The sequence below is a fragment of the Methylobacterium sp. WL120 genome (genome assembly GCF_008039465.1).
GTDB classification, from domain to species: domain Bacteria; phylum Pseudomonadota; class Alphaproteobacteria; order Rhizobiales; family Beijerinckiaceae; genus Methylobacterium; species Methylobacterium cerastii.
Genome location: NZ_VRUT01000131.1, coordinates 1 through 13,620, shown reverse-complemented (window position 1 = coordinate 13,620; position 13,620 = coordinate 1). Strand labels below are relative to the sequence as shown.

The 13,620-nt window shown below is 68.8% G+C and carries 14 protein-coding genes and 1 pseudogene; 3 read left to right on the top strand and 12 right to left on the bottom strand.

Translation table 11 applies throughout. From position 1 onward, the window contains the following. Positions 1-415: 415 nt before the first annotated feature. A pseudogene (locus FV229_RS20300) lies at positions 416-2,087 on the top strand (ISL3 family transposase). A gap of 10 nt (positions 2,088-2,097) precedes the next feature. Beyond that, positions 2,098-2,520: a calcineurin-like phosphoesterase C-terminal domain-containing protein gene (locus tag FV229_RS20295; RefSeq protein ID WP_246688264.1), complete on the top strand. Its 423-nt coding sequence runs from the start codon at positions 2,098-2,100 to the stop codon at positions 2,518-2,520. 500 nt (positions 2,521-3,020) lie between these two features. On the opposite strand, the gene FV229_RS20290 is transcribed toward FV229_RS20295, so the two are convergent. The 9 genes from FV229_RS20290 to phnG are packed head-to-tail and all read right to left on the bottom strand — an operon-like array spanning position 3,021 to position 9,994. Next, positions 3,021-3,674, bottom strand: coding sequence for a pyridoxal 5'-phosphate synthase (locus FV229_RS20290; RefSeq protein ID WP_147753692.1), 654 nt, complete (start codon positions 3,672-3,674; stop codon positions 3,021-3,023). Between the two features lie 60 nt (positions 3,675-3,734). Continuing rightward, positions 3,735-4,271, bottom strand: a complete 537-nt coding sequence (gene phnN, locus FV229_RS20285) for a phosphonate metabolism protein/1,5-bisphosphokinase (PRPP-forming) PhnN (RefSeq protein ID WP_187275219.1) — start codon at positions 4,269-4,271, stop codon at positions 3,735-3,737. Continuing rightward, complete coding sequence (locus FV229_RS20280; protein WP_147753690.1) at positions 4,271-5,413, bottom strand: alpha-D-ribose 1-methylphosphonate 5-triphosphate diphosphatase; 1,143 nt, start codon at positions 5,411-5,413, stop codon at positions 4,271-4,273. The genes phnN and FV229_RS20280 overlap by 1 nt, the downstream gene beginning before the upstream one ends. Positions 5,414-5,445: 32 nt before the next feature. Next, the gene (gene phnL / locus FV229_RS20275) at positions 5,446-6,150 is read right to left on the bottom strand and encodes a phosphonate C-P lyase system protein PhnL (protein WP_147753689.1); all 705 of its coding nucleotides are present in this window, start codon (positions 6,148-6,150) and stop codon (positions 5,446-5,448) included. Then, positions 6,147-6,938: a phosphonate C-P lyase system protein PhnK gene (gene phnK / locus FV229_RS20270; protein WP_210246548.1), complete on the bottom strand. Its 792-nt coding sequence runs from the start codon at positions 6,936-6,938 to the stop codon at positions 6,147-6,149. Before phnK ends, phnL begins: the two co-directional genes overlap by 4 nt. A gap of 8 nt (positions 6,939-6,946) precedes the next feature. Further along, positions 6,947-7,828: an alpha-D-ribose 1-methylphosphonate 5-phosphate C-P-lyase PhnJ gene (locus FV229_RS20265; RefSeq protein WP_147753688.1), complete on the bottom strand. Its 882-nt coding sequence runs from the start codon at positions 7,826-7,828 to the stop codon at positions 6,947-6,949. Further along, a complete protein-coding gene (locus tag FV229_RS20260; protein WP_147753687.1) occupies positions 7,825-8,946 on the bottom strand; it encodes a carbon-phosphorus lyase complex subunit PhnI in 1,122 nt (373 codons plus the stop codon). The genes FV229_RS20265 and FV229_RS20260 overlap by 4 nt, the downstream gene beginning before the upstream one ends. After that, positions 8,937-9,551 (bottom strand): phosphonate C-P lyase system protein PhnH, encoded by a 615-nt coding sequence (gene phnH / locus FV229_RS20255; protein ID WP_147753686.1) that lies wholly within the window; start codon positions 9,549-9,551, stop codon positions 8,937-8,939. Before phnH ends, FV229_RS20260 begins: the two co-directional genes overlap by 10 nt. Continuing rightward, the gene (phnG, locus tag FV229_RS20250; protein ID WP_281406735.1) at positions 9,551-9,994 is read right to left on the bottom strand and encodes a phosphonate C-P lyase system protein PhnG; all 444 of its coding nucleotides are present in this window, start codon (positions 9,992-9,994) and stop codon (positions 9,551-9,553) included. The genes phnH and phnG overlap by 1 nt, the downstream gene beginning before the upstream one ends. Before the next feature lie 134 nt (positions 9,995-10,128). Between phnG and phnF the strand changes: the two genes are divergently transcribed. Next, positions 10,129-10,875 (top strand): phosphonate metabolism transcriptional regulator PhnF, encoded by a 747-nt coding sequence (gene phnF / locus FV229_RS20245; protein WP_147753684.1) that lies wholly within the window; start codon positions 10,129-10,131, stop codon positions 10,873-10,875. A 3-nt stretch (positions 10,876-10,878) separates the two neighbouring features. On the opposite strand, the gene phnE (FV229_RS20240) is transcribed toward phnF, so the two are convergent. Genes phnE (FV229_RS20240) through phnD form a run of 3 tightly spaced genes read right to left on the bottom strand, consistent with a single transcriptional unit; the run spans position 10,879 to position 13,564 of the window. Continuing rightward, positions 10,879-11,730, bottom strand: coding sequence for a phosphonate ABC transporter, permease protein PhnE (phnE, locus tag FV229_RS20240; RefSeq protein ID WP_147753683.1), 852 nt, complete (start codon positions 11,728-11,730; stop codon positions 10,879-10,881). Continuing rightward, positions 11,727-12,605 carry a phosphonate ABC transporter, permease protein PhnE gene (gene phnE / locus FV229_RS20235; RefSeq protein WP_147753682.1) on the bottom strand — a complete coding sequence of 293 codons (879 nt, stop codon included), beginning with the start codon at positions 12,603-12,605 and terminating at the stop codon, positions 11,727-11,729. Before phnE (FV229_RS20235) ends, phnE (FV229_RS20240) begins: the two co-directional genes overlap by 4 nt. Positions 12,606-12,637: 32 nt before the next feature. Further along, positions 12,638-13,564, bottom strand: a complete 927-nt coding sequence (gene phnD / locus FV229_RS20230; RefSeq protein WP_147753681.1) for a phosphonate ABC transporter substrate-binding protein — start codon at positions 13,562-13,564, stop codon at positions 12,638-12,640. Positions 13,565-13,620: the final 56 nt, after the last annotated feature.

Genomic DNA, 13,620 nt, shown 5'->3' with positions numbered 1-13,620 from the left:
GTGAGGTGATGGCGAACAAACGGAGAGGAAGAACCAGGACACCCCGATCAATCCGAAGCGCTTCGAGCGCGCTCGATTGAGTGGGACCTGTTCTCCAAGCGGACTTCATCAGGGCGCGCAGCGATCCCGCTGCAGATCAGACGCCGTATACATGGCCGCAACCGACCAGTTCACCCGAACCGATCCGACATCCTTGACCCGCAGGAGCCATCCATACACGGGTTGAAGTCCGGGCTATAGGCCGGGAGGTAGAGCGAGCGTGCGCCGGCCGCCTCGATGGCTGCCCTCACCCCGGTGACCTTGTTTGGCCTTCCCCCTGGAAAGTGGCTCTTCGCCAAGTTTGGTGGATTGGGTCGGCTTGGGGTGCTGGGAGGTAGCTCCTGGCTGAACCGGGCAGGGATTCTCAGATCAGGGCATGACCCTTCTCTGTTACATCCCCGGTTGTCGCGTTCTCCACGTGACGCGTGCGGAGAGCACGGCCCTTCGCATTACCGCTCAAGCGAAGCGCGAGCATGCCCGTTGCCCAGGTTGTCGTACGGTCAGCCGGTCAGTGCATAGTCGCTATCACCGGCGTCCCGCCGACCTACCGACGAGCGGTCAGGCGGTGCGTCTGACCCTGACGATCCGGCGCTTCTACTGCCACGATCCTGCTTGCGCGCGTCGGACCTTCGCCGAGCGTCTGCCCCGCCTTCTCGACCGCTACGCCCAGAGGACCCGCCGGCTGGCCGATGCCCAGGTTCGGACCGCGCTGGCGCTCGGTGCCACGCCCGCCGCAAGGCTGCTGCCGCACCTGGCCAAGGCTGCTGCCGCACCTGGCGATGCCGACCCGTGCCACGACACTGCTACGTGACATCCGCAAATGGCCGCTGCCGACCCGATCCAAACCGATCATCGTCGGTGTCGACGATGGGGCCCTGCGCAAGGGCCGAACCTACGGCACCATCCTGGTCGACCTCGAACGCCGCCGTCCCATCGACCTGCTGCCGGATCGTTCGGCCGCGACGCCGGCGGCTCGGCTCCGGCGAGACCCGCAGATCCAGGTCGTGGCACGGGATCGCTCGACCGAATATGCGCGTGGGACCACCATGGGTGCGCCCGATGCCGTTCAGGTCGCAGACCGATGGCATCTCCTGCTCGAGACCCGGCAGATGGTCGAGCGCTGGCTCGCCCGCGTCCATCCGCGTCTGAAGCTGTTGCCGGCCGTGGCCCCGTCATCGCCCTCGATCCGGCGCGTCACGGCCTTCCCACGCGCACCGTCCGAGATGCTCGCGCGAGATGCTGCCCGTAGCCGATGGAAAGCGGCCTACGATGACGTGCGTCGCCGCCATGCGGAGGGACAGTCGCTTCGGCGCATCAATCGCGAGACCGGCTTGGCCCGGGCCACGGTGCGCAAGTACGCCTTCGCCGCGAGCTTCCCCCGGAACGGCATGCGCGAGCCGAAGCCGAGCATGCTCGATCCTTATCTCGGGCATCTGCATGTCCGCTTGGATGAGGGGTGCGAGAACGCGACGCAACTCTGGCGCGAACTTCAGGGTGTCGGATTTGCCGGCACCGCGAAGCAGGTGCGTCGCTGGTTATCCGAGCGGCGCGCAGGCTCGGCCAAAACGACAATCCGGTCGTCGCCAGCGACAGCTGACATCCGTGTTGCGATCTCCACCGCATCACCCCTGGCCTCATCCAAGCAACTGTCCTGGCATCTCCTGCGTGAGCCCGAAGACCTCGACCCCGAGGCAGCCGCGGTCGTTGCGCGTGTCCTACAGGATCCCGAGGCGGCCAAGGTCGTCGATCTCGGTCGCCGCTTCTGCCGGATCGTCCGGAGCCGCTGTCATACGCCGCCATCGGGGGGATCGGATGTCACGGCGTTCGATGAATGGCGGGGCGACGCCCAAAACTGCGGCGTCCGCATCGTCGAGAACTTTGCTGTCAGCCTCGGTCAGGACGGAGACGCCGTGCGGTCCGCGCTGACACTCCCTTGGAGCAGTGGACAGGCTGAAGGGCAGATCACGCGTCTCAAGCTCTTGAAGCGCGCCATGTACGGCCGCGCCAACCTCGATCTCCTCCGCCGACGGTTCCTCCTCGCAGCCTGATCCACCAAACTTGGCGAAGAGCCACTTCAATGGGGGCCGATCAAACGCCCGCACTCCGGAACTCGCCCGAGTCTTTACGGTCGAGCGCCTGCTCGGCTCTCCGATCCCGATCGAGGCCGTCGGATCGACCGACCGCTTGGTCAACGTGTTCGATGGCGGGCCCCGGACGCGGGTTACCCTGCGGCTCGTCACTGGACGTGCGGCGATCCCGATGGTGAAGACGCGTCAGCCCGATCCGTTCGTAACGCAGGTCTACGCGCGCAACGCAGACACCAAGAAGCCCTGGGTGTCGGCGATCCCATCCTCGCACGTCTGGGTCGCCCGGCTGCCTTCGGACCTGGGGCCGGGGACGCACCGCGCGGACGTCGAGGTCCTGGACGAGTACGGCCGGGCGCGGCGCGAGGCGATGATCATCGAAGTCACCGGTGCGTGACGCTCGGGCTCGTTCGCCGCTGCCTCGGTGACCCGACTACCGAGGATTATGCCTGTCATCAGCCTGTTGCACGGTCGGTGGTAGCGGCCGTGCAACGGCGCTTTCCCCCGAGACCCGGCGCCGAACCTCATCCCGCCCGGCATACCGCCGCGGCGGGTTTTTTGTGGCGCAGGGGTCACCGCCATCGGCTTCCCGCACGTTCGGCAACGAAGGTGACCATCGCGCGTATTGACCGAACTCTTATGGATCGGACCCACACTCTGCGTCCGCTCGCATCCTTTCGCCGATCCTCGGATGGTCCGCTTCGGGAACCTCGTAGGTGTCACATCAGTGTAGACAGGCCACCGAGATCCTGGGCGCGGAGCTCAACCCCCGCGGTCATGCCTGGCCTTCTGCCCGTCCGCTTCGGGCCGAAGAGGGTATCAGAGCTAACATCGCTGCCCCCTGCGATTACGTCCTGTCACAGCCCGTCGCGTGGCTTCACCCTGGCCCAAGAGATATCACGGCCACAGGCGCTCGTGCGTCCAGCCTCCTTGATTGTTTTGCCGGTATCGCAAACGCGTGTGTCTGCGTTCCTCGTCCGCCTGCCAGAACTCGACCTCATCCGGCTTGACGGCGTAGACCGCCCAGGTCGGTGATACGATGGATGGGTCGGCCTCGATCCGACGCCGCTGCTCGGCCAAGCCCGCATCCAATGCTGCGTCACCGACGAGGACGTCGCTCTGCCGAGCGAGCAAAGCGCCCGCACGCGAACCGATAGGGCGGGCCAAGAAGTCCGCCTCACAGATCTCTCGATCCATTTCGACAACCGGACCTCGCAGGCGGACCTGCCGACCGAGTGGTTGCCAGTAGAAGGTCAGGGCGGCGCGGGGCTGGGCGGCGATCTGGCGGCCTTTGGGACTGAGCTTTGTGCTGGCGAAGTGCCACCCTTCGGCATCCACGTTCTTAAGGATCAAGACGCGGGCATCAGGGTAGCCCTGCTCATCGACAGTCGAGAGCGTCATGGCATGGGATTCGGGTATGCCCCGATTGATAGCATCGTAGAGCCATGTCTCGAAAAGACGGCGTGGGTCATCCGAGACGGCGCAAGTATCGAATGGCGCGAAGGGACCGGCAAGGGACTTGAGGCCGCGAAGCCGCTCTTTCAGTGCCATGAACTACTCCGACATCGACCAACAGGAGGACAGCGTGTGAACTTCCTGCCGAGGTGGTATTTAGGCTACCTGATCGCGCAAATACGCAATCAGCTTAGCAGCTCCGATCTCCGGGGCGCGGTCGTTCCAAATCGTGCACTCGGTCTCAATTGGAACGACGCGGTCGAGGCGGCTGCGCAAGTCGCCATCCTCTGGCCGGGCGCGCGCAGAGAGACGGTGGGCGAGCACCTCGGGTGATGCCGTGATGGTCACGACGCCGACATGCGGCAGCGATCCTCGAGCCTGTTCCACGATTCGCCGCGAGACGTTGCAGACCACCACCCGCCCGGCCCGGGCCTCCTCAAGCGTTTCGCCGGGGATCGCGTAGCCGAGGCCGTGTGCGCGCCAATATAAGGCGAAGGCGCCGGAGGCTGCCCTATCCGCGAAGGCTTCCTCGGTAAGCGCGATATTGTCCTCGTGCGTTGATGGCTCGCGGGTAACGTGGCGGCGCGGGAAGACGAAGCGGGAATCGCCAACGAGCGCGTCCCGTGCCAGCCGCAGCAGGGTGTCCTTTCCGGCCCCGCTTGGGCCGACCACGAGGACAAAGCCGCCCGCCATCACACCACCCGCGCGCCGGCGCGCCAGACCTGACGCACCACCGGGACGCCCCGGGCGAGGCGAACGCGGACGAGGTCAGCGCGCAAGCCCGGTTCCAGACGCCCGCGATCGGTCAGGCCGGTGGCGCGGGCGGGGTTGGCCGTCACGGTGGCGATGGCGTCGGGCAGGCTGATGCCGGGGACGCGCTCGGGCAGCCCGAATGCCGCCATCAGAAGGCTCGCTGGCACGTAGTCCGAGGACAGGATGCTGAGGTTGCCGGCCTCCGCCAAGGTGTGCGCCGCGACGTTGCCCGAATGCGAGCCACCCCGGATCAGGTTGGGCGCCCCCATCATCACGGTGATGCCCGCCGCGTGCGATGCCTCGGCCGCCTCCAGGGTGGTGGGGAACTCGGCGAGCACCACCGACTCCTCTTGAGACAGCGCGACGTCAGCCAGGGTGGTGTCGTCGTGGCTGGCGAGCGGAATGCCGTGCTCGCGGGCGAACGCCACCAGAGCGGGCCGGTTCACGGCGTTGAGGGCGCGGCCCTCGCGCATCTTGCGCTCGGTACTGAGCTTGATCTCCTCCAACGAGCGGCCGCCGCGCCCAGCATAGACGTAGTACTTAGAGACATCCCGGAACTGACGCTGGCCCGGTGTGTGGTCCATCAGCGACAGCAGCCCGATGGCGTAGCGCTCGGCAAAGGTCCGCACCGTCTCGACCACGTCGGTGGAGGGAATCTCGCAGCGTAGGTGCGTGCGGTGCTCGGCCCGGAACAGGTCCGCGTCTTGCGCCTCCGCAAGCGCGGCGGCGAGGAGCTCGAGTTCGGTCCCGAGACCGCTCCCGTCCGGGTCGGTGCCCGCGCGCAGCGAATCGAACACCGTGGTGATGCCGGAAGCCGCGATCTGCGCGTCGTAGGCCAGGACCGCCCCAAGGGGGTGCCAGCGCACGCCGGGGCGCGGGGCATAGTGGCTCTCCAGGTGGTCGGTGTGGAGTTCGACGAGGCCCGGGATGAGGGTGTCGCCCTCGCAATTGAGGCCGTGCTCGGGGGCCGAGCCGGTGCCGATCTCGGCGATGCGCCCATCGACCACGGCGATCCAGCCGGTCTCGACCCGGTCGGGCAGAACGAGGCGCGCGTTCTCGAGGATTTCGACCCGGTCGGTCATGCTGGTGTGCTTCCGGTCAATCACTGTTTGGTTCATGCCGCCATTGCTCCACGGAAGGCGGAGACGTCGACGATCCGCGTTGCCACTGCCTCACGGACGTCCGCATCGTGGAAGATGCCGAGGATGGCGGTGCCGGCGGCGCGCTTCTCGGCGATGAGGTCCACCACCACGGCCCGGTTCGTGGCGTCTAGGGATGCAGTGGGCTCATCCATGAGCAAAATCGGCCGCGCGGCGATCAGGCCCCGGGCGATGTTCACCCGCTGCTGCTCGCCCCCCGAGAAGGTGGCTGGGGGCAGCGCCCACAGGCGCTCGGGCAAGTTGAGGCGGGACAGCAGGTCGCCAGCCCGGGTGCGGGCTACCTTGAGGGGAAGCCCCCCTTCGATCCCAGCAGCCTCCACCACGGCGCGGGCGCCCACCCGGGGGATGACCCGCAGGAACTGCGAGATGTAGGACAGGGTGGTGCGGCGGAGGGCCAGGATCTCGCGCGGCGCGGCTGCTGCGAGGTTGACCACGCGGGCGCCGTCGCGGACCCAGACAGCTCCCTGCGGGCAGCGGTAATTGCCGTAGGCCATTTTGAGGAGCGAGGACTTGCCCGCTCCCGAGGCGCCGCCGAGCACGACGCACTCGCCGGAATGGACCGCCAGGGTGGCCCCCGCGATGACGGGGAGCACCGCCCCATCGCGCAGGTGCAGGGTGAAGCTCTTGGCCACGTCTTCGAAGGCGAGGAGAGGCGTCATGCGGCGAGCACCGAGGAGACGAGGAGCTGGGTGTAGGCGGCCTGCGGGTCGTCGAGGACTTGGTCGGTCAGGCCGGTCTCGATGACCCGGCCAGCTCGCATCACGAGGACGCGGTGCGAGAGCAGGCGCGCCACGGCCAAGTCGTGGGTGACGATGATGACCGCGAGGCCGAGTTCGGCCACCAGCCCCCGGATCATGTCGAGGAGGCGGGCCTGGACCGAGACGTCGAGGCCCGAAGTCGGCTCGTCCATGAGCACGAGGCGGGGCGCGGTGACGAGGTTACGGGCGATCTGCAGGCGCTGGCGCATGCCGCCGGAGAAGCGCGTCGGCGGATCGTCGACCCGGTCGGCGGCGATCTCGACGCGGGCGAGCCAATCGAGGGCGGTGGCGCGGATGCGGCCGTAATGACGGTCCCCGACCCCCATGAGGCGCTCGCCGACATTGCCCCCAGCCGAGACCGCCATGCGCAGGCCCTGCGTCGCGTCCTGGCGCACGAAGCCCCAGTCGGTTCGCATCAGGGCCCGGCGCTCGGCTTCGCTCAGGGTCGCGAGGGCGCGGACGGCACCATCGCGCATGCGGTAGGAAACGGAGCCGGCGTCGGCCGCGACCTCGCCGGCGATGAGCGACAGCAGGGTCGACTTACCGGAGCCAGACTCGCCGACAACCGCCAGGACCTCGCCGGGATCGAGGGTGAAGCCGATGCTGTCGCAGGCGAGGCGGTGGCCGTAGCGCTTGGTCAGGCCCTCGACCGTAAGCAAGGTCTCGGGAAGCAAAGGCTCGGGAAGCAAGGGTTCGATCACGCGGCCTCTCCGGTGTGGCCGTCGGCGCGGCGGGTCTCGCAATGATCGGTGTCCGAGCAAACGAACATCCGCCCGCCGGCATCGTCGAGGACGACCTCGTCGAGGTAGACGCCCTCGGCGCCACAGAGGGCACAGGGGTGGTCAAATCTCTGAACCCGAAAGGGGTGGTCCTCGAAGTCGAGGCTGCGCACTTGGGTGTAGGGCGGGATCGCGTAGATGCGCTTCTCGCGGCCCGCCCCGAAGAGCTGGAGGGCGGGGCAGTCGTCCATCTTCGGGTTGTCGAATTTCGGGGTCGGGGAGGGGTCCATCACGTAGCGACCGGCGACTTCCACCGGGTAGGCGTAGGTGGTTGCGATGTGGCCGTGGCGGGCGATGTCCTCGTAGAGTTTGACGTGCATGAGGCCGTATTCGGCCAGAGCGTGGAGTTGGCGCGTCTCGGTCTCGCGCGGTTCGAGGAAGCGCAGGGGCTCGGGAATCGGCACCTGATAGACGAGGACCTGCCCCTCGGTCAGCGGCGCCTCCGGGATGCGGTGGCGGGTCTGGATCACCGTGGCCTCTGCCGTCCGCGTCGTCGTCGCGACCCCGGCGGTGGCAGTGAAGAAGCGGCGGATCGAGACCGCGTTGGTGGTGTCGTCGGCGCCCTGGTCGATGACCTTGAGGACATCCGCCGCGCCGAGGATCGCGGCGGTGACCTGCACCCCGCCGGTGCCCCAGCCATAGGGCATCGGCATCTCGCGGGCGGCGAAGGGAACCTGGTAACCAGGGATCGCGATGGCCTTGAGGATGGCCCGGCGGATCATCCGCTTCGTGCCCTCGTCGAGATAGGCGAAGTTGTAGCCGGTGCCGGCCGAGACCGTGACGGTACCTTGCGGGTTCATTCGGCGGCCTCCCGTAGGGTGGGATCGTCTTGGACCGGCTCGGCTGCCCGGGCGGCGTGCTCGGCGCGCAGGCGCCGGACAAGTTCGAGTTCGGCCTGGAAGTCGACGTAGTGCGGCAGCTTCATGTGCTCGACGAAGCCCGTCGCCTGAAGGCTGTCGCAATGGGCCAGCACGAATTCTTGGTCCTGGGCCGGCACCACCACCGCCTCGCCGAGTTCGGCTGCCCGGAGCGAGCGGTCCACCAGCGCCATCGCCATGGCCTTGCGCTCGCCCTGGCCGAAGACGAGGCCGTAGCCTCGGGTGAATTGCGGCGGCACCGCGCCGCTCCCGTGGAACTGGTTGATCATCTGGCACTCGGTCAGGTCGACCGTGCCGAGGCTGACCGGGAAGCCGAGCTCCTCCGGCGTGAATTCGAGTTCGACGGCCCCGACCCGGATTTCGCCGACGAAGGGATGGGTGCGGCCGTAGCCGCGCTGCGTCGAGTAGCCGAGCGCCAGGATGAAGCCCTCGTCGCCCCGCGCCAGCCCCTGGAGCCGGAGCGCGCGGTCGGCCGGGTAGTCCACCGGCTCGCGGGTGAGGTCGCCGACGGGGGCGCCCTCGTCCGGGGGCGAGGGCTCCAGCAGGCCGGCCCGGCCCAGAAGATCGGTGACCCGCGGAGAGGCGGCGGCATCGGCCTCCGGCTTGGCCTCGGCGGCGGGCGCCGGATCGGCGCCATCCTCCAGGGCGAAATCCACGAGGCGGTGGGTGTAGTCGAAAGTCGGGCCGAGCACCTGACCGCCGGGCAGGTCCTTGAAGGTGGCGGAGATGCGCCGCGCGAGCGTCATCGCCCCGGTGTCGACGGGCTCGGTGGCGCCGAAGCGCGGCAGTGTCGTGCGGTAGGCTCGCACCAGGAATACCGCCTCGACCACGTCGCCCCGCGCCTGCTTCAGGGCGAGGGCAGCCAGATCCGGGTCGTAAAGGGAGCCCTCGGTCATCACCCGGTCAACGAGGAGGCGCATCTGCTCGCGGATCTGCGCCACCGTGAGTTCGGGCACGACCGGATCGCCGCGCCTGACCTCGGCCAGCAGCCGGTGGGCGTTGTCGATGGCGGCCTCGCCACCCTTCACGGCTACGTACATGGCATAGCCTCCGGAGCGACGGGACGCGCAGAGCGAGGCAGCCCGGCGAGGCGCGCGGGCGCGACGAAGAGCAGGTCGAGGCCCAGGGGGAAGGCCGCATGGTTCGCGGCCCAGCGCGACGCCCAGTCGGCCGGCAGGGGGCCGGCGTCGAGGTGCGCGGTGCCGCGGATGCCCGGTCCCGCGAAGGCGGGACCGGCGGAATCGGACAAGGTCTCCACGGCGAGGATCAGGGTGGCGGAGGTATCCGGGTAGGCCGGGATGCCCTGCGCGAACGCCGCGAAGGCCGGGCAGCGAGCGGGATCGGCGATCAACGCGAAGGCCGCCCGATCGGGCGCATCGACGAGGGGCGCCCCAGTGTGGAAGCGCAGGAAGGCTGCAACCGCCGGCTCGGCACGCAGCGGCGCGTCGAGCCAGACCGGCGTGTCGGCATCGGTCAGCGCCAGGGCCAGGGCCGCGAGCTCGGGAATGAGGGGGGCGGGCGGCGCCAGGGTCGTGGCCAGGGGGCGGATCCGGCCGGGCCGGCTCAGGGCCTCCATCGCGGCGCGGAACACGGCTTGGCCCTCGTGGACGGGATCGGCAAAGCCGTGGGCAAGAGTGTGCGCCATCAATCCTCTCCCCGCGCCAGGGTGAAGAAGTTCACCCGTGTCGCCGCGGTCTTGCGGGCGGCCTGCCGCACCGCTTCCGTCCGGCGCCCGGCGATGGCTTCCAGTGCCGCCTCCAGGGCGGGCCGTGCCTCGGGGCGCTGCCAGTGGGCGTCCAGGATGGCGGCAAGGCGGGCGCGGACCCGGTCGCGGCCGAGATGGTAGGCGAAGCCGGTCTCGCCGCCGGGCAGGCGCACCGCCGCGCGGGTCACCGTGGCCTCGCCGGCGTTGAAGGCCCGTCCGTCGCCACCAATTCGCCCGCGGACCATCACGAGACCCGTCTCGGTCGGGCGCAAATCCTGCGCCTCGGTGACGGCCCCGGTTTGCGCCAGGGCAGCTCGCAATTCGTCGGAGGTCGCCTGGCCAGCCCGCGCCATCGCGCGTCGGCGCGCGGCGAACTCTAGCATCGAATGCTGAGGTGGTGTTTGGCTAGCACTCGGCATTGATCGGACTCCAGGTATGTCTATATGTTTAGACAAGTGGAGGAGTGGACGCAAGAGGTTTCGAGGACGTCATGCGAGCAATTCCGCGGAGGCAACTCATGAATGAGGCGGGCGACACGGGCGTGACGGCGCTTCAGCGTGGGGGCGGCTTGGCCGCGTGGCGGCAGATTGCGGATGCGCTGGCGGCGGAGATCCGCAGCGGAGCGGTCACCGCCGGGGCGCAACTACCGGCCGAATCGGCACTGGCCGCGCGCTTCGGCGTGAACCGCCACACAGTACGGCGCGCGCTCGGCGTGCTCGCCGAGGATGGGCTGGTGCGCACCACGCAGGGCAAGGGCAGCTTCGTCGAGCAGGGCCCGATCCCCTATCCGATCGGTCCCCGAACCCGATTCTCCGAGATCGTCTCCCGCGCCGGCCGCGAGGCCTGGGGCGACCTGATCGCGGCTTCAACCATGCCCGCCGGACCGGACTGGGCCGAGGCCTTGGAGATCGTCCCCGGCACACCGATCCTCGAACTTCACACCATGCACCGGGCCGACGGCGCTCCGATCTCGACGGCCCGGACCTGCCTGCCGCTGCCGCGCTTTGCGGGCTTCGACGCGGCCTACGCTGCCAGCGGCTCGATCACCCGCGCCTATGCGGGCTTCGCGGTCGCCGACTACACCCGGCTCTCGACCCGGATCGGCGCCCGCCCGGCGAGCCCCGAGGAGGCGGAACGCCTCGACATCGCCCCCGGCCGCAGCCTGATCATCCTTTCGAGCGTGAACGTGGACAGGGACGGCCAGCGCATCCAGGCCACCCGCAGTTTGTTCGCCGCCGACCGCGTAGAGTTGGTGGTGGAGTGAAGCCTACCGCGCCGCGCCGCCGATCAGGGCCCGGCGCAGGCGCCCGGAGACGGCGTCGATGATCGCCACGGTCACAAGGATCATCAGGATCAAGAAGGCGACCTGGCGTAATTCGAGGACGCGGATCAGTTCGGTGAGGTATTGGCCGATGCCGCCCGCGCCGACGATGCCGATGATGGTGGCCGACCGGGTGTTCGACTCGAAGAAGTACAGCACCTGGCTGCCGAGCACGGGCAGCACGGCCGGGATGAGGCCGAAGCGGATACGGTGAAGCTCGGCCCCGCCGGAGGCGGAGACGCCCTCGCCGGGCTTGTCATCGACGGTCTCGACGGCTTCCGAGAACAGCTTGCCCAGCGCTCCGAAATCCGCGCAGGCGATGGCCAGCGCCCCCGCGAAGGGGCCGAGCCCGACGACGTTGATCCAGATCAGCGCCCAGATCAGCACGTCGATGGAGCGCACCACGTCGAGGCCGCGCCGCACGGTGAAGTGCACGAATGGGTTGGGCACGACGTTGCGGGCGGCCAGGAACGCCACCGGGAACGCCAGGAGCGCCGCCGTCAGCGTACCGATAAAGGCGATGCCGAGGGTCTCGGTCAGCGCCTGCAGAAACGCCCAGGCCCGGCCGCCGGCTTCGGGGGGCAGCATCAGCAGGCTGAACTCGCCGAGGCGGCCAAGGCCGTTGAGGAGGCGCGCGGCGGAGAAATCGAGGCGGACCATCGCGTAGCCTGCAAGGGCGACGAGGCCGGCGAGCGCGAGGCCCGCGACGAGGCGGCCACGCCACGCCGGCCGGAAGCTCTCTGGAAAGCGCCGGCGCAGGGTGGCAATCTCGGCCGCATCGATGTCGGGCCCGGTCATCGCAGGCTCCCGAGGAGATGGTGGCGCAGGCGCTCGGTGCCGAGATCGATCGCCATGACGGTGAGGATGATGAGGACCAGAATCGCGCTGACGTCGGCGTAGTAGAAGTTGCGGATCGCCACGAGGAGCTCTTGCCCGATGCCGCCGGCACCGACGAAGCCCATCACCCCGGCGCCCCGCACGTTGACCTCGAAGCGCAGCAGTCCATAGGAGACGAAGTTCGACAGCACCTGTGGCAGCACCGCGAAGCGCAGGGTCTCGATCCGCCCGGCCCCGCCGGCGGTGAGGCTCTCGACCGGCTTCATGTCGATGTTCTCGACGACCTCGGAGAACAGCTTGCCGAGCGCGCCCGTGGTGTGGATCGCCAGCGCCAGCACGCCCACCATCGGCCCGAGCCCAAAGGCGATGACGAAGAGGAGTGCGAACACGATCTCCGGCACGGTGCGGCAGAATTCCAGCCCGCGCCGCACCACGAAGCATGCCGTCCGGCTACCCGCTACGTTGGCGGCGGCGGAGAAGCACAGGAGGAACCCGCCGATCGCTCCCAGAAGGGTGCCGAGATAGGCCATCAGTAGGGTCTCGCCCAACAGCGCGAGCCATTTCGGCCAGCCCCAGTACCATTCGGCGAGGTCTGCCGGTAGGTTCGCCAGGGTCAGGGGGGGCAGGATCTGGGCGATGTAGTCGGTGAAGCGGCCGATATGAGCCGCAAGCACCCAGGGACGAACCTCGGCCGCCTGGGCGGCGAGCCCAGTGAGAACAACGAACGCGGCGAGGCCGACCCAGGTCCGGCGCCGGCTTGCGGCGACGGCGGCGTCATAGGCCCCCGCCAGGGCGGCGGCCCGGTCCGGGGGCAGGGACGTGATCCGCTCAGGCATCGGTCATTACAGGCGGCTTACACGAACTCAGGTCAGGACTTGCGGCGTTGCTCGTCGTTGAACTTCAGCATCTCGATGACCGGCTTGTAATCCTTCAGGGTTACGGCGGTGAGACCCTGGTCCTTGCCGTCCGAAAGCCGGTCGAAGGCCGCCTTGTCGGCCGTCGGCATCGCCACGAGGGCGTCGCGGATGCGCGCCTTGAGGTCGTCCGGCAGGCTCGCCAGCATGGCGAAGGGCCCCTCGGGCAGGAAGTCGGACTTGAACACCACGCGGAAATCGCCCTGCCCCATGGCCGAGCCGTCGGGCTTCTTGAGCATGCCCTTGGTGGCCATCCGGGTGACCATGGTGTCGGTGTCGGTGTTGTAGAGGTTGGCCGCCGCATCCACGGTGCCCTGGACGAGGGCGAGGACGGCGTTCTCGTGGCTGCCGGCATAGACGGTCTTGCCGAAGAACGCGTCCACCGGGTGGCCGGCCTTGTGCAGGAAGAAGCGCGGCGCCTGGTTACCGGAGGTGGAGTTGGGGTCGACCAGGGCGAGGTTCTTGCCCTTCAGGTCCTCGATCGTCTTGTACGGGCTGTCGGCGCGCACGTAGATCACCGAATAGTAGCCCGAGGCGCCGGTGTCGTGGCGCTGGTTGACGATGGGCTCGATCTTCACGCCGGTCATCACCGCGCGGGCGAAGGAGGCGGGGCCGTAGAACGCGAGCTGGGCGTTGCCGGCGCGCTGGCTCTCGATCACGGCGGCGTAGTCGTTGGCGATGCGCAGCTTTACCGGCACGCCGAGGGCCTTCGACAGGTAGGCGGTCATCGGCGCGTAGCGGTCCGTGGTGCCCGAGGCGTTCTCGGCCGGGATCACCGCCAGGGTCAGCTCGGGATAGGTCGCCTTCCAATCCTGCGCGGCGGCCGGGACGGCGAGGAGGGCGAGCGCGAGGGCTCCGGCGAGGGTGCGACGGGTCAGCATGGCAGGGTCCTGGGTCGGGGGTGACGGATCAGGCGACGAGGGCGGCGGGATAGGCC